General features: G+C 61.5%; 18 protein-coding genes. 16 read left to right on the top strand and 2 right to left on the bottom strand.

Features of this window, described 5'->3' with window-relative positions; genetic code table 11:
* The first annotated feature begins 336 nt into the window (after positions 1–336).
* The 8 genes from glnE to QF043_RS26350 all read left to right on the top strand — a co-directional run bounded on the left by glnE (position 337) and on the right by QF043_RS26350 (position 10433).
* Complete coding sequence (gene glnE, locus QF043_RS26385) at positions 337–3276, top strand: bifunctional [glutamate--ammonia ligase]-adenylyl-L-tyrosine phosphorylase/[glutamate--ammonia-ligase] adenylyltransferase (RefSeq protein ID WP_307420740.1); 2940 nt, start codon at positions 337–339, stop codon at positions 3274–3276.
* Between the two features lie 198 nt (positions 3277–3474).
* Positions 3475–4509, top strand: a complete 1035-nt coding sequence (waaF, locus tag QF043_RS26380; RefSeq protein WP_307420739.1) for a lipopolysaccharide heptosyltransferase II — start codon at positions 3475–3477, stop codon at positions 4507–4509.
* A gap of 1 nt (position 4510) precedes the next feature.
* On the top strand, positions 4511–5572 hold the full coding sequence (waaC, locus tag QF043_RS26375) for a lipopolysaccharide heptosyltransferase I (RefSeq protein WP_307420738.1): 1062 nt from the start codon (positions 4511–4513) through the stop codon (positions 5570–5572).
* On the top strand, positions 5572–6696 hold the full coding sequence (locus QF043_RS26370) for a glycosyltransferase family 4 protein (protein WP_307420737.1): 1125 nt from the start codon (positions 5572–5574) through the stop codon (positions 6694–6696). Before waaC ends, QF043_RS26370 begins: the two co-directional genes overlap by 1 nt.
* A complete protein-coding gene (gene rfaP / locus QF043_RS26365; protein ID WP_307420736.1) occupies positions 6693–7499 on the top strand; it encodes a lipopolysaccharide core heptose(I) kinase RfaP in 807 nt (268 codons plus the stop codon). The genes QF043_RS26370 and rfaP overlap by 4 nt, the downstream gene beginning before the upstream one ends.
* Positions 7499–8233 (top strand): lipopolysaccharide kinase InaA family protein, encoded by a 735-nt coding sequence (locus QF043_RS26360; protein ID WP_058422407.1) that lies wholly within the window; start codon positions 7499–7501, stop codon positions 8231–8233. Before rfaP ends, QF043_RS26360 begins: the two co-directional genes overlap by 1 nt.
* On the top strand, positions 8230–8982 hold the full coding sequence (locus QF043_RS26355; RefSeq protein ID WP_056860565.1) for a lipopolysaccharide kinase InaA family protein: 753 nt from the start codon (positions 8230–8232) through the stop codon (positions 8980–8982). Before QF043_RS26360 ends, QF043_RS26355 begins: the two co-directional genes overlap by 4 nt.
* Positions 8982–10433, top strand: coding sequence for a lipopolysaccharide kinase InaA family protein (locus QF043_RS26350; protein ID WP_307420735.1), 1452 nt, complete (start codon positions 8982–8984; stop codon positions 10431–10433). Before QF043_RS26355 ends, QF043_RS26350 begins: the two co-directional genes overlap by 1 nt.
* Before the next feature lie 95 nt (positions 10434–10528).
* Here the strand turns inward: QF043_RS26350 and QF043_RS26345 are convergent, their stop codons facing one another.
* Positions 10529–12625 carry a TonB-dependent receptor gene (locus QF043_RS26345; RefSeq protein WP_307420734.1) on the bottom strand — a complete coding sequence of 699 codons (2097 nt, stop codon included), beginning with the start codon at positions 12623–12625 and terminating at the stop codon, positions 10529–10531.
* 183 nt (positions 12626–12808) lie between these two features.
* Here QF043_RS26345 and QF043_RS26340 point away from each other — a divergent pair, with 183 nt between their 5' ends.
* The 8 genes from QF043_RS26340 (at position 12809) to QF043_RS26305 (ending at position 21432) form a co-directional block, all read left to right on the top strand.
* On the top strand, positions 12809–13144 hold the full coding sequence (locus tag QF043_RS26340) for a YceK/YidQ family lipoprotein (RefSeq protein WP_307420733.1): 336 nt from the start codon (positions 12809–12811) through the stop codon (positions 13142–13144).
* 133 nt (positions 13145–13277) lie between these two features.
* The gene (locus tag QF043_RS26335) at positions 13278–15035 is read left to right on the top strand and encodes a carbamoyltransferase (protein WP_017138507.1); all 1758 of its coding nucleotides are present in this window, start codon (positions 13278–13280) and stop codon (positions 15033–15035) included.
* A complete protein-coding gene (locus QF043_RS26330) occupies positions 15019–16149 on the top strand; it encodes a glycosyltransferase (protein ID WP_307420732.1) in 1131 nt (376 codons plus the stop codon). Before QF043_RS26335 ends, QF043_RS26330 begins: the two co-directional genes overlap by 17 nt.
* Positions 16149–17045 (top strand): antimicrobial resistance protein Mig-14, encoded by an 897-nt coding sequence (locus QF043_RS26325; protein WP_307420731.1) that lies wholly within the window; start codon positions 16149–16151, stop codon positions 17043–17045. Before QF043_RS26330 ends, QF043_RS26325 begins: the two co-directional genes overlap by 1 nt.
* The gene (locus QF043_RS26320; RefSeq protein ID WP_307420729.1) at positions 17042–18457 is read left to right on the top strand and encodes a PIG-L deacetylase family protein; all 1416 of its coding nucleotides are present in this window, start codon (positions 17042–17044) and stop codon (positions 18455–18457) included. Before QF043_RS26325 ends, QF043_RS26320 begins: the two co-directional genes overlap by 4 nt.
* A 58-nt stretch (positions 18458–18515) precedes the next feature.
* Positions 18516–19400 carry a DUF6625 family protein gene (locus QF043_RS26315; RefSeq protein WP_307420728.1) on the top strand — a complete coding sequence of 295 codons (885 nt, stop codon included), beginning with the start codon at positions 18516–18518 and terminating at the stop codon, positions 19398–19400.
* Complete coding sequence (locus QF043_RS26310) at positions 19397–20551, top strand: glycosyltransferase family 4 protein (RefSeq protein ID WP_307420727.1); 1155 nt, start codon at positions 19397–19399, stop codon at positions 20549–20551. The genes QF043_RS26315 and QF043_RS26310 overlap by 4 nt, the downstream gene beginning before the upstream one ends.
* Positions 20548–21432, top strand: a complete 885-nt coding sequence (locus tag QF043_RS26305) for a glycosyltransferase (protein WP_307420725.1) — start codon at positions 20548–20550, stop codon at positions 21430–21432. Before QF043_RS26310 ends, QF043_RS26305 begins: the two co-directional genes overlap by 4 nt.
* A 174-nt stretch (positions 21433–21606) precedes the next feature.
* Here the strand turns inward: QF043_RS26305 and QF043_RS26300 are convergent, their stop codons facing one another.
* Positions 21607–23469 (bottom strand): O-antigen ligase family protein, encoded by a 1863-nt coding sequence (locus tag QF043_RS26300; protein ID WP_307420723.1) that lies wholly within the window; start codon positions 23467–23469, stop codon positions 21607–21609.
* Positions 23470–23605: the final 136 nt, after the last annotated feature.

Here is a 23605-nt window from a genome sequence, read left to right as displayed (position 1 = left end):
TGCGACTGGCCTTGTGGGCAGACGACATAAATTCTTGGATGGCCGAAGGTTGCTTCGGCGTCCTGTAGTTTTACTACAAATCGTCGGCCATTTCAGCCTTTCGAATGTATATACGAGTAGTAAAACTACACAAGACTGAGCGTATGGCTCGGTCTAGCTGGTGAGCATAATCGTTATTGTTGATCATTTGCGAACAAGAAAAGGTGAAAGTTTGATGTTGGCTGCCAAGATGAAATTAATTTCAGCTATTTCTAACCTTTGTTCGACAGTCCTTCACCAAGCGTGGTTCTTGCCTTCACAACCACACGCCTTTTGCGCGCCGATCAAGGATAGACCATGAGCCTTCCAACGCTGGCCGAACTACCGGCCATTCTCTTGCCTTTTGCTCAGCGGGCCGAGCAGTCATTTCGTGACGCAGTGGCCGCGCTGGACGCCGATCATGGACTTTCTGCGTGGACGCCGCAACGGTGGGCCGACTTTGCCCGGGTGTGCGCCGCCAGTGATTTCGTCATTGAACAGAGTGTTCGTGACCCTTTGATGTTGCTTGAACTGGTGGCCTGGGGCGAGCTGGACCGCGGCTTTGCGCCCGGTGAGCTGTGCAGCCAGATCGCCGGTGCCGTGCAACAGGCCGAAACAGAAGATGAGTTGGGCCGCGTGCTGCGCCGCCAGCGCACGCGCCAGCAAGTACGCATTATCTGGCGCGACCTGACCCGACAGGCGGACCTGGTGCAAACCTGTCGCGACCTCTCCGACATGGCCGACGCCAGCATCGACCAGGCTTACCAGTGGCTATACCAGCGCCACTGCGTGCAGTTCGGCACACCCACCGGCCGGCGCAGCGGCGAAGCCCAGCACATGGTCATCCTTGGCATGGGCAAGCTCGGCGCGGTGGAGTTGAACCTGTCGTCGGACATCGACCTGATCTTCGCCTACCCCGAAGGCGGCGAAACGGTCGGCGTGAAGCGCGCCTTGGACAACCAGGAGTTTTTCATTCGGCTTGGTCAAAAATTGATCAAGGCGCTCGATCCGATGACGGTCGATGGTTTTGTCTTCCGTGTCGACATGCGCCTGCGCCCCTACGGTTCGGCCGGTGCGCTGGTGCTCAGCTTCAATGCGCTGGAGCAGTACTACCAGGATCAAGGCCGCGACTGGGAACGCTACGCCATGATCAAGGCGCGCGTGGTGGCCGGCGACCAAGTGGCCGGTGCGCAATTGCTGGATATGCTGCGCCCGTTCGTCTACCGCCGTTACCTGGATTTTTCCGCGATTGAAGCGCTGCGCACCATGAAGCAGCTGATCCAGCAGGAAGTGCGGCGCAAGGGCATGGCCGAGAACATCAAACTGGGCTCGGGCGGCATCCGCGAGGTGGAATTTATCGCCCAGGCGTTCCAGTTGATCCACGGTGGCCGCGACCTGAGCCTGCAACAGCGGCCGCTGCTGATGGTGCTCGGCACGCTTGAAGGCCAGGGCTACTTGCCGCCTGCAGTGATCGCGGAGTTGCGCAACGGTTATGAGTTCCTGCGTTATACCGAGCACGCGATCCAGGCGATCGCCGACCGTCAGACGCAAATGTTGCCGGACAGCCCGGAAGATCAGGCGCGCATCGCCTTTATGCTGGGCTTTGCCGATTGGGCCGCGTTCCATGAGCGACTGATGTACTGGCGTGGCCGGGTGGACTGGCACTTCCGTCAGGTGATCGCTGATCCAGACGAAGAAGAAGGCGCAGAAAGCGAGCTGGTGGTGGGTGGGGAGTGGTTACCGTTGTGGGAAGAGTCCCAGGACGAAGACGCCGCTTGTCGCCAACTGGCCGAAGGCGGTTTTACCGACGCGCCCAAAGCCCTCAAAGCCCTGGCTGGCCTGCGTGGCAGCCCGCAGTTGCGTGCCATGCAGCGCCTCGGTCGCGAGCGGCTCGACGCCTTTATCCCGCGCCTGCTGGCCCAGGCCGTCGAGCACGCCAACCCGGATCTGGTACTCGAACGCGTGCTGCCACTGGTGGAGGCTGTGGCGCGACGTTCCGCTTATCTGGTGCTGCTGACCGAAAACCCCGACGCCCTGCGCCGCTTGTTGACGCTGTGCGCCGCCAGCCCGTGGATTGCCGAGCAAATCACGCGCTTCCCGCTGCTGCTCGACGAATTGCTCAACGAAGGCCGCCTGTTCAAGCCACCGTTGGCGCCGGAACTCGCCGCTGAGCTGCGTGAGCGCCTCACACGCATCCCCGAAGATGACCTTGAGCAACAGATGGAGGCCTTGCGTCACTTCAAACTGGCCCACCGCCTGCGTGTAGCCGCCTCGGAAATTGCCGGCAGCCTGCCGTTGATGAAGGTCAGCGACTATTTGACTTGGCTTGCCGAAGCCATCCTCGAGCAAGTGCTGGCCCTGGCCTGGCGCCAAACAGTCGCCCGCCATGGTGCGCCGCAGCGGGTGGACGGCACCCTGTGCGACCCGGGGTTCATCATTGTCGGTTATGGCAAGGTCGGCGGCATCGAGCTGGGGCATGGCTCGGACCTCGACCTGGTATTCATCCACGACGGCGACCCGCAGGCCGAGACCGACGGCGCCAAACCCATCGACGGCGCGCAGTTCTTTACGCGCCTGGGCCAGCGGATCATTCACCTGCTCACCACCCAGACCAACTCCGGGCAGCTGTATGAAGTGGACATGCGCCTGCGACCTTCCGGCGCCTCCGGTTTGCTGGTCAGCTCGTTGGGGGCGTTTGAGCGCTACCAGGAAAATGAAGCCTGGACCTGGGAGCATCAAGCCCTGATCCGTGCGCGGGTGCTGGTGGGCAGCCAGGATGTGGGCCAAGCGTTTGAACAGGTACGCGCTAAAGTACTGGGGCGTGAACGTGACTTGGCGAAGCTGCGCCAGGAGGTCAGCGAGATGCGCGCCAAGATGCGCGATAACCTGGGCACCAAGGCTACGGCTGCCGGGACGGGTGCGAACGCCTTTGAGCCGACGACCGTGTTCGACCTCAAGCAAGACGCCGGAGGTATCGTCGATATTGAATTTATGGTGCAATACGCCGCTTTGGCATGGTCTGCGCAACATCCATCGTTGCTGCGCTATACCGACAATATCCGCATTCTGGAAGGCTTGGAGCAGGTCGGGCTGATGCCGGCCGCCGATGCCCATCTGTTGCGTGAGGTGTACAAGGCCTACCGTTCCGCCGCGCACCGCCAGGCCTTGCAAAACGAGGCCGGCACGGTAGCCGGGGATCAGTTCGCCGACGAACGGCGCCAGGTGATGCGAATCTGGAATGAACTGGGGTTAAGCTGATTAATTAAGTGGCTCCAATTTAATGTGGAAATCGGCTTTATGTGGGAGCCGGGCTTGCCCGCGATGCAGGCGCCTCGGTACTTCAGCCATACCGAAGCGATGCCATCGCAGGCAAGCCAGCTCCCACAACAAGCGCGATCTACAATCATTGTCGATGCGGGGAGGCATAAGCCTCCCCGCATCGTTTGTGGAAACTACATGAATATTCTGATCGTTGGGCCTAGTTGGGTCGGTGACATGGTGATGGCGCAGACACTGTTTCAGTGCCTCAAGCAACGCCATCCCGACTGCCAAATCGACGTGCTCGCCCCTGAGTGGAGCCGGCCGATCCTCGAGCGCATGCCCGAGGTGCACGCGGCCTTGAGCTTCCCGCTCGGCCATGGCGCCCTCGAATTGGCGACGCGCCGGCGCATCGGCAAATCCATGGTCGGCCAGTACGACCAGGCGATTTTGCTGCCCAACTCGCTCAAGTCGGCGTTGGTGCCGTACTTTGCCGGCATCCCTAAACGTACCGGCTGGCGTGGCGAGTTTCGCTACGTGTTGCTCAATGACGTGCGCACCCTCGACAAGGCGCGCTACCCGCTGATGATCGAACGCTTCATGGCGCTGGCCTACGAGCCCGGTGCCGAGTTGCCCACGCCGTACCCGCGCCCGAGCCTGCAGATCGATCCGGTGAGCCGTGACGCGGCGTTGGCCAAGTTCGGCCTGGCGCTTGACCGTCCCGTGCTGGCGCTGTGCCCCGGCGCCGAGTTTGGCGAGTCCAAGCGCTGGCCGTCGGAGCACTACGCCAAAGTCGCCGAGATGAAGATTCGCGAAGGCTGGCAGGTGTGGCTGTTTGGTTCGAAGAAGGATCACCCGGTGGGCGAAGACATTCGCCAGCGCCTGATCCCCGGCCTGCGTGAAGAAGCGGTGAACCTCAGCGGCGACACATCACTGGCCGAGGCTATCGATTTACTCTCCTGCGCCGATTCGGTGGTGTCCAACGACTCCGGCCTGATGCACGTGGCCGCCGCGCTGAACCGCCCCTTGGTGGCGGTATATGGCTCGACGTCGCCCGGTTTTACCCCGCCTTTGGCCGATAAGGTTGAAGTGGTGCGCCTGGGCCTGGAGTGCAGCCCGTGCTTTGAGCGTACCTGCCGGTTTGGCCATTACAACTGCATGCGTCAGTTGCTGCCGCAGCCGGTGAATGAAGCCTTGCAGCGGTTGCAGGGTTCTGCGGTCGAGGTTCGCTAGTTTGCGCGTATTGGTAGTCAAGACCTCATCCCTGGGCGATGTGATCCACGCCTTGCCGGCACTGACCGACGCGGCGCGGGCGATCCCTGGCATCCGCTTTGACTGGGTGGTGGAAGAAGGCTTTGCCGAGATTCCCACCTGGCACCCGGCCGTGGACAAAGTGATCCCGGTGGCGATTCGCCGCTGGCGCAAGAACATCTGGCAAACCCTCAAGAGCGGTGAATGGCGGCGCTTCAAACAGAGCGTGCAGTCGACCAAATACGATTTGGTGATCGATGCCCAGGGGCTGCTCAAAAGCGCCTGGCTGACGCGCTATGTGCGCGCGCCGGTGGCCGGCTTTGATAAAAATTCTGCCCGTGAGCCGATGGCTGCGCGTTTCTACTCGCGCCGGCTGGCCGTGGCCCGTGGGCAGCATGCGGTAGAACGCTTGCGCCAGCTGTTCGCCGTGGCGCTGGGTTATGACTTGCCCAAAGGCCTGGGCGATTACGGCCTGAGTGTCGACAAGCTGCTCGGCCTGCCGCCGAAAAAACCCTTTGTGTTGCTGCTGCACGGCACCACCTGGGACACCAAGCACTGGCCCGAAGCCTACTGGCGTGAGCTGGCCGAACGCATGGGCCGCCTGGGCGTGGACGTGAAATTGCCATGGGGCAATGCCGCCGAAAAAGCCCGCGCCGAGCGTTTGGCCCAAGGCCTGCAAAACGCCGAAGTGCTGCCCAAACTCAACCTGGCCGGCGTCGCCCGTGTGCTCGCCGGTGCCCGCGCCTGTGTGGCGGTGGACACGGGCCTGGGTCATTTGGCCGCTGCGCTGGACGTGCCGACCATCTCCCTGTTCGGCCCCACCAACCCGGGCCTGACCGGTGCCTACGGCAAGGGCCAGATTCACATGGCCAGCGACTTCCCGTGCGCGCCGTGCCTGCAAAAAACCTGTACCTATCAACCGACGGCCGACGACTTGCGTCGGTTCGACATCAAGCGCGAGTCGCCCCTGTGCTTCACGCGCTTGAACCCTGAGCGTGTGGCAAGCCGACTAAGCACGTTGTTATTGGCTGAGGAGCTGCACTGATGCAACTGGCTTTTGTTTTGTACAAATATTTCCCCTTCGGTGGCCTGCAGCGCGACTTCATGCGCATCGCCCTGGAGTGCCAGCAGCGCGGCCATAAGATTCGGGTCTACACGCTGATCTGGGAAGGCGACATTCCCCCCGGTTTCGAAGTGCTGGTGGCGCCGGTCAAGGCGTTCTTCAACCACCGGCGCAACGAGAAACTGTTGGCCTGGATGCAAGCCGACCTGGCCAAGCGCCCGGTGGACCGTTTGATCGGCTTCAACAAAATGCCCGGCCTGGACGTGTACTACGCCGCCGACGGCTGCTTTGAAGACAAGGCGCAAAACCTGCGCCACTCGCTGTACAAGAGCTTTGGCCGTTACAAGCACTTTGCCGAGTACGAGCGTGCGGTGTTCGCCAAGGACGCCAAGACCGAAGTGTTGATGATCTCCGAAGTGCAGCAACCGTTGTTCATCAAGCATTACGACACGCCGCTGGAGCGTTTCCACCTGCTGCCGCCGGGCATCGCCCAGGACCGCCGCGCGCCGCCGAATGCGGCCGAAATTCGCGAAGGTTTCCGCAAGGAATTCAACCTGCGTGACGACGACTTGCTGCTGGTGCAAATCGGTTCCGGCTTCAAGACCAAGGGCGTCGACCGCAGCCTGAAGGCCGTGGCCGCTTTGCCTGCCGAACTTAAAAAACGCACGCGCCTGTTTGTAATCGGCCAGGACGACCCCAAAGTATTCCAAGTGCAGAGCGCCACGTTGGGGCTTGGCGATAACGTGCAGTTCCTCAAGGGCCGCAGCGATATCCCGCGTTTCCTGCTGGGCGCCGACCTGTTGATTCACCCGGCGTACAACGAAAATACCGGTACCGTGTTGCTCGAAGCCCTGGTGGCCGGGTTGCCGGTGCTGGTCTCGGCGGTGTGTGGTTATGCCCACTACATTGCCGAAGCCGACAGCGGGCTCGTGCTGGATGAGCCGTTTGAACAAGCGCAGCTCAACCAGTACCTCATGCATATGCTCACCGACACTGCACAGCGCGCGGCCTGGGGCCGCAATGGGTTGGCCTTTGCCGAGACGGCCGACCTCTACAGCATGCCGCAGCACGCGGCAGATGTGATTCTGGCGGAGCCGAAACGATGAAGTTGATTCTTGCCGAACCGTTCAAGACGTTATGGGCCGGGCGTGATGCCTTTGCCGAAGTCGAGAAACTGCAAGGCCAGGTATTTCGTGAACTGGCGGCGCGTCGCACCTTGCGTACCGAGGTGGAGGGCCGCCCGTATTTCGTGAAAATCCACCGGGGCATCGGTTGGGGCGAGATCTTCAAGAACCTGATCACTGCCAAGTTGCCGGTGCTGGGTGCCGGCCTGGAATGGTCGGCCATTCATCGCCTGCAGGCACTCGGCGTGCCGACCATGACCGGTGTGGCTTTCGGTGAAAAAGGCAGCAACCCGGCGGACCAGCACTCGTTCATCATCACCGAAGAACTGGCCCCGACCATCAGCCTGGAAGACCTGACCGTCAACTGGGTGGCCGAGCCGCCGGCACCGGCATTGCGCCATGCGCTCACGGCCGAACTGGCGCGCATGGTCGGCGACATGCACCGTGGCGGCGTCAATCATCGCGACTGCTACCTGTGCCACTTCCTGCTGGACACGTCCCGGCCGATCGATGCGCGCACCATCAAGCTTTCAGTGATCGACCTGCACCGTGCCCAATTGCGCGCCCATCTGCCGCTGCGCTGGCGCGACAAGGACTTGTCTGCGCTGTACTACTCGGCGCTGGACATCGGCCTGACTCAGCGCGACAAGTTGCGCTTCCTCAAAGGCTACTTCCGCCAGCCGCTGCGCCAGATCCTGGCCGAGCAGTCGGCGTCCCTGAGCTTGTTGCAGCGCAAGGCCGACAAGCTGTATGCGCGCAAGCAACGCCTGGGGGATGCGATCTGATGGCGGGTTGGAACCTGGAACCTGCTTACGCCGCCCTGGCGGATGACTTTGGCAGCCTGGAGGCCGTGTTTGCCTTGCAGGGTGAGCGACTGACGCGCGACCCCTTGTCGGAAGTGATTCGGGTGGAGCGTGGCGGGGTCAATTACTACGTCAAACGCTACGTAGGCGCCGGCAAGGGCCTGCGCCGTTACCTGGGCAAACCTCGGGTGAAGTCCGAATGGCAGAACCTCAAGCGCTTCGCCAAGTGGGGGATTCCCACCGCCGACGTGGTGGCCTGGGGCCTTGAGCGCAAGGGTTTGGCCTATGCGCGCGGGGCGATGATTACCCGCGAGTTGCCCAAGACCGAAGACCTGTCGGTGCTGGCCGATCGTAACGATCCGTGCTTGAAAGACCCCCAGTGGGTCAATGTGATCAGCCGCCAGCTCGCCGAATACACGCGCACGATGCACGAGCACCGTTTTACCCATAACGACTTGAAGTGGCGCAACCTGCTGGTTGACGATAACCGCACGCTGTACCTGATCGATTGCCCCAACGGCGATTTCTGGCGCGGTTTCTGGCTCAAGTACCGTATTACCAAGGACCTGGCCTGCCTGGATAAAGTCGCCAAGTATCACTTGTCGGCCACCCAGCGCCTGCGCTTCTACCTGCAATACCGCCAACGCACACACCTGACGGCTTCGGACAAACAGCGAATCCGGCACGTGGTGAAGTTTTTCGAGGGGCGCGAATGACTGATTTTCTGGCGGCCGATGATCGCGCATTGCTTGCGCGTCACGGCCTGGCTGACTTCGATGCGCTGTGGGCCAGGCAACTGGACGCGGTGGATGAACCCAATACCAGCGACGGCGGCTGGAGCAGCGTGTTTCGCCTGGAGCTTGAAGGCCAGGGTTACTACCTCAAGCGCCAGAGCAACTACCTGACGCGCACGCTCAGCAAGCCGTTCGGCGAGCCGACCTTTGCCCGCGAGTTTCGTAATATCAGCCGCTACCGGCAGCTGGGTATTCCGGCGTTGCAGGCAGCGTTTTTCGGTGAGCGCAAGGTTGAAGGCGAGCGCCGCGCGATGCTGCTGACCCGCGCCCTGGACGGCTGGAACGACCTGGACTCATTGCTCGAGCAATGGCCGCAACTGAGCGATGCCCAGCACCGTGCGATCCTGCTGGCCTGTGGGCAGCTGGCGCGCCACCTGCACAGCGTCGGTCAGGTGCATGGCTGTTTTTACCCCAAGCATATTTTCCTGCAACCGCTCGGAGACGGTTATGCCGCGCAGTTGATCGACCTGGAGAAAACCCGCCCGCTGTTGTTCGGCCGGCGTGATCGGGTCAAGGACCTGGAGCCATTGCTGCGCCGCGCGCCGCAGTGGTCGGATGCGCAAGTGCGGCAACTGCTGGCGGCGTATCTGGACCAGCCTGAAGACAGTGCGCTGGTGGGCGCCTGGTTCGAGCGCCTGACGGCCCGGCGCAGCCACAAGGAGAAGCGTTGATGCGCTTGTCCGAACTGAAAAAAGCCGGCCGCACGCCCGAGCTGCCGCTGACCATCGAGCTGGCGGACGCTGCCGGCACAGGCCAACTGCAACTGCTTAACCTGTTGCGCGTGTTGCCGGGCGAACGCTACGTGGGCGCCGCCGTCTGGCGCGGCCGCCCGGTGTTGGCCAAGTTGTTGGTAGGCGGCAAGGCCGCGCGGCATTTTCAGCGTGAACTCAGCGGCGTGCGCCTGCTGGCCGAGCAAGGCCTGACCACGCCACAATTGCTGGCCGATGGCTTGCAGGATGGCGAGGGCGGCTGGCTGCTGTTTGACTTTATCGAAGGTGCCGAAAGCCTTGCCGATGCCTGGCAGGCAGTCGAAGGGTTGCCGCCACTGGCGGACGAGCAAACCGCCGTACTCGCCGAGGCGTTGGGCGCGATTGCGCAGATGCACGCCAAAGGCCTGTGGCAAGAAGACCTGCACCTGGACAACCTGCTGCGCCAGGACGGCAAGCTGTACCTGATTGACGGCGCCGGGATTCGTGTTGAGGAGGCGGGCAAGCCGCTGTCGCGCAACCGGGTGCTGGAAAACCTTGGCGTGTTCTTCGCCCAGTTGCCGAAAAACCTCGAGCCGTTCACCGAAGAACTGCTGGTGTACTACCTGCTGAGCAACGGCGAACATGCCTTGCCGCTGCAAGCCCTGGAAAAACAGGTGCGCAAGGTCAGCGCCTGGCGTTTGAAAGACTTTCTGAACAAGGTCGGCCGTGAATGCACGCTGTTCAGCGTGGTGCGTGGCGCCTTTGCCTTGCGTGCGATTCGTCGCGAGGAAGAGGCGGCGATGCTGCCGGTGCTGGAACAGGCCGACGCGTTGCTCGACCAAGGCCATGTGTACAAGACCGGTGGCGCGGCCACGGTTGCCAAGGTCGAAGCGGGCGGGCGGCCGCTGGTGATCAAGCGCTATAACATCAAGGGTTTTGCCCATTGGCTCAAGCGCTTCTGGCGCCCCAGCCGGGCCTGGCATTCGTGGCGCGAAGGCAACCGCCTGGCGTTCCTGGGCATCGCCACGCCCACGCCGCTGGCGGTGTTGGAAAAACGCTTTTTGTGGCTGCGCAGCCGGGCTTACCTGGTGACGGAATACTTGCCGGGGCCGGACATCATCGAGCGCTTCGCGCCCTATGTTGAGAAAGGCGATGCGCCCGAGAATGAACTGCTGGCCCTGGACCATTTGTTCGCCGAGCTGATCCGCGAGCGCATCAGCCATGGTGATTTCAAGGGCCATAACCTGTTCTGGGCCGAGGATCGCTGGGCGCTGATCGACCTGGACGCCATGTGTCAGCACAGCTCGGTCGCCAGCTTCGCGCCGGCGTTCGCCAAGGACCGCGCGCGGTTTATGCGTAACTGGCCTGAGAGCAGTGCGCTGTACCAGCTGATCGATGCACGTTTGCCCAAACAGATCGGCGGCGCCGGTTAAGCCTTATCGCGGGCAAGCCCGCTCCCACAGGGGAATGCATTCCACGTGTGGGAGCGGGCTTGCCCGCGATGACGGCCCCCCAAACGCCACCTGAATCAGAACTGGTATTGAGCCCCAGCCCCCGCATACCACGACCTTCCCGGCGCCGCTTCGTAGTAGCGGAAGTTGCCGTCCCCCACAATCACCGAACCCACATACTGGCGATCCAGCAAGTTATCCAGGCGCACCGTCTGGTGAAAGGTCCAGTGCTCCACCTTCTGCTCAAAGCGCGCCCGCCAGTTGAACACGCTGTAGCCCGGCGCGGCGCGTTGCTGGTTGGTGTCTTCGACGTAGACCTTGCTGCGGTACAGGCCTTCGAGGGCGGTGCTGACCCAGTCGCGGGGCTTCCAGTTCAACTCGGCGAAGAGCGTGGTTTGCGGCACGCCGGGCAGGTAGTTGCCCTTGTCGATAGCCTTGCCGCTGTTGGTAAAGTCGCTGTCGTAGGTCGCTTGCAGGCGGGTGTAGGCGAGGGTAGTGCTCCACTGTTCGCTGAGCTGGCTTTCCAGGCCCAGCTCGAAACCTCGGCGCAGGGTTTTACCGGCGTTTTGGTAGGTGGTGCGACCGCCGCTGGATTGCTGCACGACCAACTCATCGTCAGTCGTGATCTGGAATAGCGCAGCGTTGAGGCGCGTGTCCTGGCCAAGCTTTGCTTTCAGGCCGATTTCATACTGTTTGCTGACCGACGGCTTGAGCGCAAAGTTAAAGCCGTTGGCGCTACTCGAATACGCCGACTCCGCCTGGGTCGGGGTTTCGAAGCCTTTGCCCGCGCTCACATAGCCATGCAGGTCCGGCGTGAAGGCGTACATCACGCTGACCGAAGGCGTGTTCTTCTGGTAGGTCTTGCTGCCACTGTCATTGCCGTCGCTGGTGAAGTGGTCGTCCACCTCCATCTTCATGCTGCTGTGGCGCAGGCCGGCTTGCAGGGTCCAGTCGCCCAGCAGCCAGTTGGCTTGCACGAACGGGTCGAGGCTGGTGGCGGTGTCGAGTTCGTCGCGGCCCAGGGCGCCTTTGACACCGTGCACGCCGTCCAGGGTGTTGGAATAACCTTGGCGGTCATCCTGGCTGCGGTCGTAATCGAGGCCGGTGACCAGGGTCAACTCGCCGGGGGCGCTGGTGATGGGTTGCAGCCAGTGGACGGAGCCACCGTAGAACTTGCGGTCGAACGCGACCACGCCGCCGCGAGCGTTTGCCGGGTTGGGCGCACCACTGGCGAACTTGTCCGGAATCGACAGGTACTGAATCACACTCCTGCGCCCGGTATACGCGTTCACCTGTAACGTCGCATCACCGATATAGCGTTCGTAATTCATGCCCAATTGCTGATGATCGATGCTTTTTCGCGTGTTGTACTGCAGCGCAGCCGGCGCGACCGAGCGCGGGTCGGCTTTGTAGGCTTCCCAGGTCTGCCCCAAAGGATCCTGCGTGCCGTTCTGCTCCAGGCTGCTATAGATCAGCGCCAACGTGCTGTCGTCATCCGGCTGCACGTTGAGCTTGGCAAAGGTCTGGTCACGACGCGCGCTGCTGTGGTCGCGATAACCATCGGTGTCCATGCGTGAGGCGTCGAGCACAAAACCTGCGCCATTCGCCGCGCCTTCGGCGGTGAGGTGGTTCTTGCTCATGCCGTCGCTGCCCACCAGGGTTTCGGCGCCGATGCGCGGCGGGCCTTCGCCGTCGCGGGAAAACATCTGGATCACGCCGCCGGCATTGCTGCCATACAAGGTGGCGGCCGGGCCGCGCAGCACTTCAATGCGTTCGGCGGTGTCGAGGTTGAAGGTGGCTGCCTGGCCCTGGCCATCCGGGGTGCTGGCCGGGATGCCGTCGGCGATCAACTTGAGGCCGCGCACGCCAAACGCCGAGCGCGCGCCGAAGCCGCGCGAGGAGATCTGCAGGTCCTGGGCATAGTTCTGGCGGTTTTGCACCACCAGGCCCGGTACGCGGGACAAGGCTTCGGAGGCGTTGATGCCGAGCTGGCCGTCGCTGATCTGCGCGTGGCTGATGCTGTCGACCGAGTACGGCAGGTCGAAAGTCGGGCTGGCGCTGCGTGAACCGGTAACCACGCTGGGGTCGAGTATCACAGGGGCATCGTCGGCCAGGACGGTGCTGCTCAAGCCGAGCAGCAGCAGGGCAAGGGGAACGGGTGGGGGTGTATTCATCGGGAAGCCGGATCAGTGGCGCGGCGCAAGGGATAGACGTCGGCGCAAGAAAAACGCGAGTTTAACGGCTCCCTTCTGCTTTTGCCGAAGAAGAAGATTCCTACATCGTTTTGAGCTTCGAGTTATCTGTCAGTCGCCGGCCATGATGGTAGGTTCTCGCCTTTCCAAGGATTAGAGGCAACCATGAAAGGCAAAAAAGCAGGCCTGTGGGTCTTGATAGGCGGGTTTCTGGTTCTGGGCGGCTGCGGCACCGTGACCACGGCGTTCCGTGAGGATGGCGCCACGGTTCGAACGCTCAAGGCGAAAAAAACCTATTGTCAGTCTGTTCCGCGTATCTACAGCGGGGTGGCCTATGATCTCTGCGTGCTGCATGGGCCGCCGAATTCCGCAAGCGGGATCGTGTTGAACGACGTGCCATGGGCGTTTATCGATGTGCCTGTCTCCGCTGTTCTGGATACGCTCATCTTGCCCTACACGATCTACCAGCAAAATGTCGATGGCAGCATTGAGCTGCGCTAGTCCCTCGCAGCTAACAGCTTCCTACCTCTTTTACGCTATAATCCCGCCCTTTAGCTGTTTCTCGCTCAGGCGGGAGGCACACTTTTTTCAGGCGCAACCCGCCTGCATGCAGACTAAAAGAGGCTAGACCCCAGTGGCATTGACGATTCTTGGCCTGTCCGGCGCCCTTAGCCATGATCCTTCCGCAGCCCTGTATATCGACGGCAAGCTGATCGCGGCCGCCGAAGAAGAGCGCTTCGTACGCGACAAACATGCAAAGAACCGCATGCCCTACGAATCGGCGAAGTTCTGCCTGGAACAAGCCGGCATCAAGCCTTCCGACGTTGACGTGGTGGCGATTCCGTTCGCCCCGATCAGCCTGTTCGGTGAGGCGCGCTGGCACTACGCCAAGCGTTACTGGTACGCCCCGGACCGCGCCCTTGACGCGATCCTGATGGGCAACCGTCGCTACAAGCGCTACCGCAACAAGATCGTCTGGTGCCTGGAGCAACTGGGCTTCGATCCGAAGAAAATCAAGATCGAACCGGTTGAACACCACCTGGCTCACGCCTCCAGCGCCTACCACTGCTCGGGTTTCCAGGAAAAAACCGCGATCCTGGGCATCGACGGCAAAGGTGAGTACGCCACCACGTTCTTCGGCTACGGCGAAAACGGCAAGATCCACAAGATCAAGGAATTCTACGACCCGGACTCCCTCGGCGGCCTGTACGGCGCGATCACCGAGTTCCTCGGTTTCGAGATGCTCGACGGCGAGTTCAAGGTCATGGGCATGGCGCCCTATGGTGACGCCAGCAAATACGATTTCTCGCGCCTGGCCTCGTTTGAAAACGGCGAGTTGGTGATCAACACCGACTACGCCAACGTCATCGGCCTGCGCCGTTATAAAGAGAAGGGCAAGGGGTTCTACTTCTCGCCGAAACTGATCGAGTGGCTGGGTCCCAAGCGCGAAGGCGACATCGCCGACGAGCCGTACATCCACTACGCGGCCAGCATGCAGGCGCTGTTCGAGAAGCTGGCCTTGCAGATGATTGACCACTACCTGGGCGACATCCTCAAGGACACCGGCAAGCTGGCATTCGCCGGTGGTTGCGCGCTGAACGTCAAGCTGAACCAGAAGATCATTGCCCGCGATGACGTTAAAGAGCTGTTCGTGCAGCCGGCGTCCGGCGACGCCGGCACCGCGGTTGGCGCGGCGGCCTATGTGTCCCACGCCCGTGGTGTGCCGGTGGAGAAGATGGAACACGTCTATCTCGGCCCGTCCTACAGCAACGAAGACGTGATTGCCGCGTGCGCCAAGCACGAAAGCAAGCCGGTATGGCGCAAGATCGAAAACATGCCCAAGCGCATCGCCAAGATCATGGTCGACGGCAACCCGGTGGCCTGGTTCCAGGGCCGCATGGAGTTTGGCCCGCGTGCGTTGGGCGGTCGTTCGATCATCGGTTGCCCGAGCGCTACCGGCGTGGCTGACCGTATCAACCACCAGATCAAGTTCCGCGAGCGCTGGAGGCCTTTCTGCCCGTCGATGCTCGACACCGTGGCTCCGCAGATGATCAAGGTCGATCACCCGGCGCCGTTCATGACCTTCACCTTTGAAGTGTCCGAAGAGTGGAAAACCCGCGTACCGGAAGTGGTCCATGAAGATGGCACCTCCCGCGCCCAGGTGCTCAAGCGCGAATACAACCCGCGTTACTACGACATGATGAAAGAGCTGGAAGTATTGACCGGCAACGGCGTGTCGTTGAACACCTCGCTCAACCGCCGTGGCGAGGCGATGATCTGCTCGCCGACCGACGCGCTGAACATGTTCTTCGGCTCCGACCTGCAGTACCTGATCATGGAAGACATCCTGGTCGTCAAAGACGGCGTGGACCCTTATGACTCGGTCGGCTGAACGCCACGTCCTGCAGTTCTGCCACGGCTATGACGGGCCGTTCCTGGACTGCGCGCGGCAGTACGCCAGCCTGTTCGCAGGCACCGGCTACAAGGTGACCACGGTGTTTCTCACCGGGGTCGCCGACCCCGATGTCGCCGCCGGTTGCGCCTCTGATGAAGTGCTGTTCATGGAGTTCAGCTCCAAGGCCATTCGTGGCCTCAAGCTGGGCGCCATCCGTGAATTACGCAAGATCGCCGCATCGCGCAACTTCAGTTTCTGCATTGCCCACCGCTTCAAGCCGATCTACATCGCCTTGCTCGGTACACGCCTGCCAGTGATCGGCGTGCATCACGCCTTTGGTGATTATCAGCGCCGCAGCCGCAAGCTGTTTGCTTCGATTTTCAGCAAGCGCTTGAGCTTGCTCGGTGTGTCCGATGCGGTGCGCGACGATATGCGCCGCTGCCTCCCGGCCTGGCCGGCGGCCCGTATCCAGACCTTGTATAACCGCATCGATGTGCAGGCCATGCAAGCGTTGCAGGTGTCAGCCGATGAGGCGCGTGATGCCTTGGGGCTGTCGCCGGATGAGTGGGTGGTCGGCAATGTCGGCCGCCTGCACCCGGACAAGGATCAAGCCACCTTGCTCAAAGGCTTTGCCTTGGCCTTGCCGCATTTGCCGGCGCAGAGCCGGTTGGCGATCCTCGGCACCGGCCGCCTGGAGAAGGACCTCAAGTCGCTGGCCCGCGAGCTGGGCATTGCCGAACAGGTACTGTTCCTCGGCCAGGTGCCGGATGCGCGCCGGTATTTCCGTGCATTCGACGTCTTTGCCCTCAGCTCCGACCATGAGCCGTTCGGCATGGTGCTGCTGGAGGCCATGGCCGCTGGCGTGCCGCTGCTCGCCACGTCGTGTGGCGGCGCGCGGGAAGTGGTTGAAGGCGTGGGCATCCTGTTTCCGTTTGGCGATGCCGACCACTTGGGGCAGGGCCTTCGGCATTTGGCCGCGATGGATCGTCAGCAGCACCAGCAGTGCGCCCAGATGATGCTTGAGCGCCTGCACCAGCGGTTTTCGGATCAGGCCGTGCGCGATACCTTCTGGCAGTTGCCTGCTGTCACCGAACTGACCGCGAGGGCTTGATGCTCAATCGATTCCAAGGCTTTCGCGAGCGCGGTTGGTCGGTCGTCGACGCGCCAACCTACAGCGATGCCTGGCAGCGTTTTGGCGGCAGTGTCGCCACCCATCCGCAGGTGGTCGAGCGTCTGGCCGGGCTGGCCGAAATTCCGGTGCGCTATTTGGCCTGGGAGCAGGGCGGTGAACTTAAAGCCTGCATTGCGACCTGGGGGCGCGACCTGGCGTTGTCCAAGGACGTGCTCAAGCGCAATGGCAAAAAAGGCTTGTTCGACCTCGGCAACGCCGAGTTGATCCTGCCCGCCGCCGTCGATGCCCAGGCGCCGCTGCGCCATCGCGCGCGCTACCTGTCGGCCCTGAATGAAGACCGTTTTACCGGTATCAAGCTTCAGGCCGAACAGTTGGCCATGGCGCGTACGCCTGAAGAACTGTCGAAAAAGTTTCGCTATAACCAGCGCCGCGAACTGCGCCTGCTGGAAGAAGCGGGCGGTGTGGTGCGGCCGGTGCAGGATTTCTCCAGCGCCGAGCTGGCGGCGATCTACTGCGACCTGTTCCAGCGCCGCTGGGGCTTCGCGGCCACCGGTGCCGCGCACATGGCGCAGGTGATCGAGCTGCTGCGTGAGTGGCTGATCGGATCGGTGATTTTCCTCAACGATGCGCCGATTGCCGTGCAACTGGTGTATCGCGTTGAAGCGCCGCAGTGGGTCAGCGTCGAATACATCAATGGCGGCGTAGACCCCGAAACCCGTGCCTTCAGCCCCGGCAGCGTGCTGAGCTTCCTCAATACGCAAAGTGCCTGGGAACAGGCGCGGGAAGTCGGCAAGCCCCTGCGCTTTTCGTTCGGCCGCGCGGACCGTGAGTACAAGGACCGCTGGTGCAACCCCGTGCCGGTGTTCACCGTATGAGTGCCTCGACAAGCCGCAAGCAGGCGCTGCTCAAGCGCCATCGCCGCAATAAGCGCATCGGGCTGCTGGTCAGCTTGCTGGTGCTGATTGCGGTGGGTGTGCTGGTGGCCTGGTGGTTGCCGCTGCTGTTGGCGGTGCTGGCCTGGGTGGCCCATGAAGCCTGGTTCGCCGACCATCTGTTTTACTCGCCCAAAGACGACTATCAGTATCAATTTGCCGCCGATACCGAACAGCCCAAGGTGACCCTGGACAAAGGCCGGTTGGTGCTGGGCCAGGCGCTGGAGCTGGCGGGTGATGAGACCTTGGTCCTCGCGCTGCGGCTCAAGAGCAACCTGCTGGGGCGTTTTATCGACCCGTCTGTCGCGTTGCCGGGCGGCGACCGCCAAGTGTTCGAGCGCGGCGTCAACGGCCTGCGCTACCTCAACCTCACCGGCCAGGCGCAAGCCTTGCTGGCTGGGCAGTTGCTATTGCGTGGCCGGTTTTGCCGAGTACAGGGTGAGCCTGTGCTGTCGGTATTCCGCCAGCCGGATGTGCGTCAACAGCGGGTGATGGTGATTGCACCGCATGCCGACGACGCCGAACTGGCTGCCTTTGGCCTGTACAGCCAGGCAGCACAGCCCTGGATTGTGACGCTGACCGCCGGTGAGATCGAAGCCGAGCATTATCAGCACATGGGCCTGGGCAAGCCTGAAGCGGCGCGCCTCAAGGGCCGGCTGCGAGCCTGGGACAGTATTGCCGTGCCACGCTGGGCTGGCGTGCCGCAGGAACACTGCGTTCAGCTCGGGTACTTTTGCCTGCAGTTGGCGGCGATGAAAGCTGAGCCTGGGCGCGCCATTGCGTCGCGGGAAGCCGAGTTGAGCGATATTCGCCTGTTTCGCCAATTCAACCCGTTCCCGCTGCCCGCCGATGCCGACGGCCAGCCGACCTGGAACAACCTGCTGGCGGACCTGCGTGCCGTGCTGTTGAGGGCGCGTCCTGAGGTCATCGTGTTGCCGCATCCGGTGATCGATCCGCACCCCGACCATATCTGCGCGCAGCAAGCGGTCTTGGAAGCCTTGCAGGGCCTGGAATGGCAGCCGACTACCTTGCTCGGCTACGCCAACCACCTGCATGACAACGACCGCTGGCCGATGGGGGATTCGGGCAATAGTGTCGCTTTGCCGCCATGCTTCGATTCCTCTTACATTTTGCAACCATATTGCCTGCCAGTATCGGAGGAGCGGCAGTGTGAAAAGGCCATGTCGCTGGGCATGATGCATGACTTGCAACCGCAGATGCCGTTCAAACGGCGGGTGCGGCGAGTCGTACAGCGTCTGCTGGCTGGAAGGGCCGTCTCGCCGTGGGGTGAGAACGAGTTTTTCCGCAAGGCCATTCGGCGTCATGAACTCTTTTGGTTCATCAAGCACAAGTAACGTTAAGCAACGTGGTGGCGCGTAGCGCGCCCCAGTATCAAATGACAGTGAGTCCCCCTTGAGCAATCCGTGCCCCCGCATCCTTTTCATTATTCCTTACTTTGGCCGCTGGCCATTCTGGATGCCGTTTTTTCTCGAAAGCTGCCGCCACAACGCTGACATTGACTGGTTGCTGTTCAGCGACTGCCCGATGCCGGCCAATGTGCCGGACAATGTCCGCATCGAAAGCATCACCTTTGCCGATTACTGCGCGCTGGTTTCCCAGCGGCTGTACATCCATTTTGCGCCGCAAGCGCCGTACAAGCTGTGCGACATCAAGCCGGCGCTGGGGCATATCCACGCTGACCGCCTCAACGGTTACGATTTTTGGGCGTTTGGTGATCTGGACCTGATCTACGGCAACCTGCGCGAGTATTTCACCGCCGAGCGCCTGGCCAGCTATGACTTGTTTTCAACCCACGAGCGGCGGGTCGCCGGGCATTTGTGCCTGATGCGCAACACGCCCCGCAAGCGGCATGCGTTCATGCACATCAAGGATTGGGAGGCGCGTTTTACCGATCAGGCGCATCATGCGCTGGATGAAGGCGCCTTCAGTCGGATTTTCCTGTGGCGCAAGAATTTCCCCAAGCCGCTGTTCGAGTTGGTCGGCAAGTTAAACCCATGGCGTCGGCGCAGTGAGTTCACCGAGGCGTTCAGCACGCCCGGTGGTGTGATCAAATGGCACGACGGCAGTGATCGCTTCCCGCATCAATGGTTCTGGAACAAGGGCCGCCTGACCAACGACAGGGATGGTGAACGGGAATTTCCGTATTTCCATTTTGTCTGCTGGAAGCGTAATCAGTGGCCGTTGCTACCGGAACCTGACGCCGAGTACGTCGAGACGCTGGCGGCTGAAACAGCCTGGGTGGTTGATGCCACAGGTTTCCATCGAGGAGAGTTATGAGTCGGCGTTTCAAGGTCCTGCAACTGCAGCCTGACTACAATGTTAAATCCCATGACTTTGCCGACCTGGCCGAGCAGATCGTCAAGGCATTGCCTGCCGAGCGCTACGAGGTCACCGCCGCGTTCCTGCGTGGCAAGCCGGCGCCTGGCGAACCGGTCAGCCGGGCGGCCAAGTCGGTCTACTTCGAGTTTTCCGACAAGTCGCTCAAAGGCTTGCGGCTGCGCGCCATGTGGCAACTGTATAAGTTCTGCCGTCGCGAACAGTTCGACGTGGTGGTGTGCAACCGCTTCAAGCCGGTCAACATGATGTTGCAGCTCAACCGTTGGTTGAAGATCCCGCTGTGCATCGGCATCTCCCACGGTTTTGGCGAGTATGACCGCCTGTACCGGCGCAAGCAGGCGCAGCGCTGGATCGACGCGCACTGGCGCTTTGTCGGGGTGTCACCGGCGGTCAAGCAATACCTGCTCGATTGCCAGTGCGGGTTTACCGACCAGAATACCTACGCGATTACCAACGCCATCGACATCGAACAGGCCGAAGGCTTGCAGCATTCACGCACGCGCGCGCGCGAGTTGCTGGGCATCGACCCTTCGGTGCGCTTGATCGGCGCCTTGGGCCGGCTGGTGCCGGTCAAAGGCCACACCTATTTGCTGCAAGCGTTCGCGGCGCTCAAAGACAAATACCCAACCGCGCAGCTGGCGATCATTGGCGCCGGGCGCGAAGAGGCCAACCTGGCCACGCAAATCCAGAGCCTTGGCCTGGATGGGCGCGTGCACCTGCTGGGCTTCAAGGAAAACGCGCTGCAATACGTGCGTGCCTTTGACATTTGGGCAATGCCGTCGCTCGCAGAAGGCCTGGGCCTGGCGCTGCTGGAAGGTATGAGCGGCCGCCTGCCGGTGATTGCCTCCAGCGTGCCGGCCATGTTGCCGTTGATCGAAGGCGCCGGTGGCCTGGCGGTGGAGCCGGCCAATGTGCCCCAGTTGACCGAGGCGCTGGACACTTACCTGGCGCTGTCCGACGAGGCGCTGGCACAAAAAGGCGAGCAGGCCTACCAGTACCTTCAGGCGCAACACGACATTGAGGTATTCCGTCAGGAGTACCTGGAGCTGATCGATTCAGGGTTGGCTCAAGCACGCGGGAAGAATGTATGAACCAGAGTCAGCCCTTGGTCACGGTGATCATTGCGTCGTATAACCATGCGCCCTACATTGAGGAAAGTATCCTCAGTGTATTGAACCAGACCTATCCCAACATCGAACTGCTGGTGGTCGACGATGGCTCGACAGACGACAGTGTCGAGCGCATCCGTCGCCTGCAGGAACAGCATACCTTCGACTTTCGTGTGCAGCAGAACCAGGGGCTGACCAACACCCTCAATGGCGCGATTGCACGGTCCCAGGGGCCGCTGATCGTGCCGTTCGGTTCGGACGACATCATGATGCCCGAGCGCATCGCAACCCAGGTGGCCTATATGGATGGCAAGCCTGAGGTGGGCATCTGCGCGGGGAATATCGAGCTGATCGACTCCCACGGCGAGCTGTTCCCGGAGAAGCGCCAGCGCCGTGATGTGCCGTTTCGACGCCTGGATTTCGACGACATGTTCCTGGAGCGCAAACCTTACCCGCCGGCGCCTACGCTGATGATCCGGCGTGAAGCGCTGGAAAAGGTCGGTGGGTTTGACCCGCAGATTCGCCTGGAAGACTTGCTGATCGAGTTGAAGATTACCCACGCCGGGTACTTCATTGATGGTTTGAACGTGGTGATGGCGCGCTACCGCAAGCACGCCACCAATTCGTACAAGAATCATCGCTTCATGATCGATAACATCCTGCGCACCTACGCGTTGTTCAGTGATCACCCGCTGTACGACGAGGTGCGTTACAAATTCCTCAGCTCCATGTTCCTCAAGACCTCCAACCGCAACCGTGCATTGGCGCGGGAGTTGTTGGCGCAGATCCCGTTTCGAGCCTGGAACAAGAAGACGTGGCGCGGCTTGGCTCGCTTGTATTTTTCCCCGCTGGAAAAAGACTGATACCAAGAGCAGCGCGGTACACCTCTGCTGGGTATACCGCAATCTAAATGTGGGAGCGGGCTTGCTCGCGAATGCGGTGGATCAGTCGACATCTTCGGTGACTGACACTCCGCATTCGCGAGCAAGCCCGCTCCCACATTTGGCCCAATACAGCCTCAGGGATCAGGTCGGCTGTCAGGCCGCCGGGCGCGCGAGTGTCAGCACCTGTTCGCGGATTTTCTGCGTGGCGTGCGGCGAAGCCACCGAGGCATAGCCCTTGGCCAATTGCTCAAAGTGCGCTTCGAACAACCAATTGCGATCCTGCGCATAGCGTTGCATATGCTTGAGGTTGCGCTGGCGCAGCGTGTTGCGCAGCGCTGACGGATAGACGCGCATATCCGCCACGTCGATCAGGCCGAACTCTCCGTCTTCCAGCAGCAATACATTGCCCAGGTGCAGGGAGCGGAAGTAGACACCGCGCTCATGCAACTGGGCCATAAACCGGCCGAACCGTTCGATCAGCGATTCGCGCAGGCTGCTGTCCAGGCTTTGCAAGGCCTGGCGCAACGTCAGGCCCGGCAGCGGCTGGTAACGCACGGCGGTGCTGCCGTCGTGCAGGCTGTACAGGTCAAGGATCGGCGGTGACACAATGCCCAGTGCCTGGAGCTGTTCGCTGTTGCAGGCAAACCGTTCCGAATACGGATTGAATGTGCCCGAGGTGTACCAGCGTCGAGCCCTGAACAGCTTGAGGTAGCTACCATCGCCCAGGCGCAGGACTTTAGGCCCCAGGCCATCTTCCTCGACGATATGGGCGCCTTCGCACAGGGCTTTGAATGCCTGTGGCTTGGGCGTGCTCACCACAATGCGCAGCAGGCTATGGCGCCGCTTGGCGATGCTCAGGCCGGCAATCAGAGCGAGGGGGATCCACAGCAGAAACCAGTGCTCCTTGGGCCGCGACAGGATGCCACCGCCTTCGGTGAGCCCCGCGCCAATGCCGTAGGCCAGCAGCGAGGAGGTCAGGATAAACAGCGGCTGCGCGCGTTCCTTAAGCCCTGCGTACAGCCCGCGGCCCAGCATGAAGATCCACGGGATAAAGCCGATGATGCCGACGTAATAAAGCACGCCCAAGGCAAAGCTGTGGGGTTCGCGCAGCGGTTCAAAATCGTAGTTGGCAGGTTTCACATACAGTTCGGAGTCGTAGCTGTGGCCGAGCCATGGATGGTCGGAGATGCGTTCGAGGATGATTTGCCAGATTTCGAAGCGGAATGAGCTGCCGCGCTCGGTGATATGTTGCGGGTAAAACAGCAGCAGGCCGGCGGCCGCCAGCACCAGGGCGGCAATCATCAGCGCCGAGCGCCGGTTGCGGCTGAGCAGGCCCATCCAGAGAACTGCCATCACCAGTGCAACCAATGGCGTCCTGGAACCGGTGGCCAGAATTGCCAGGGCCATGACCGCCAGGGCAGGTGCACTGAGCCACAGTACGCGCAAGCGTTTGGTGGTGACGCAGAGGTACAGCCAATACACGCAGAAAAAGCCGAACAGGTGGGAGCTGAGCAGCGGATTGTCCAGGGCGCCCAGGCCGCCAATCATGCGCATGCTCGGCGCAAAGCCTTTGACGAATGCCACCAGATTCAACAGCGTCACCACCAGCGCAATCACGGCGGCGCTGAAGAAGATCGGCTTGAACAGGTCATTGCGGTAATGCAGCAGCAGCCCGCAGCCGGCAAACAGCATGAACGTCTGCAACGGGATCTTGAACAGGTTCGAGTCGCCAGTGGGCTCCGGGCTCCAGAGCACCGTGATCATGGCCCATGCGCAAAACGCCGTGAAGGCAAGCACCAGCGGCTCGCGCAGTAACGCTTTGAGTTCCCGTGGGCGCAGGCACAGCAGGAGCAAGGCCGGCAGGGCGAAGAAAATGTAGAAGCCGCGATGCATGACATTGCGGTTGTTGACGAAGAACAGCGAGCTCAGAAGCAACAACAAGCCAATGGGCAAAATCCAGAGGACCAGGAAGTCGAAAACGCGATTTGTGCCATAGGTAAGGCGCTTGGAGTGCATACAGTAAAGCCGTTCCAGAATAGAGAAAGCCGACCATGTTAAGACAGTGGCTATATAATGTCGCCCTTTGGGTCCAGCCGGGCCGCGGGTTACGTCGGGTGCAAGTACAACAGAGAAGCTGTGCTAAAGTCAGCCT

The sequence above is a fragment of the Pseudomonas sp. W3I7 genome (assembly GCF_030816095.1).
Taxonomy (GTDB): Bacteria; Pseudomonadota; Gammaproteobacteria; order Pseudomonadales; family Pseudomonadaceae; genus Aquipseudomonas; species Aquipseudomonas salomonii.
This window is presented reverse-complemented; position numbering and strand designations above follow the sequence as displayed.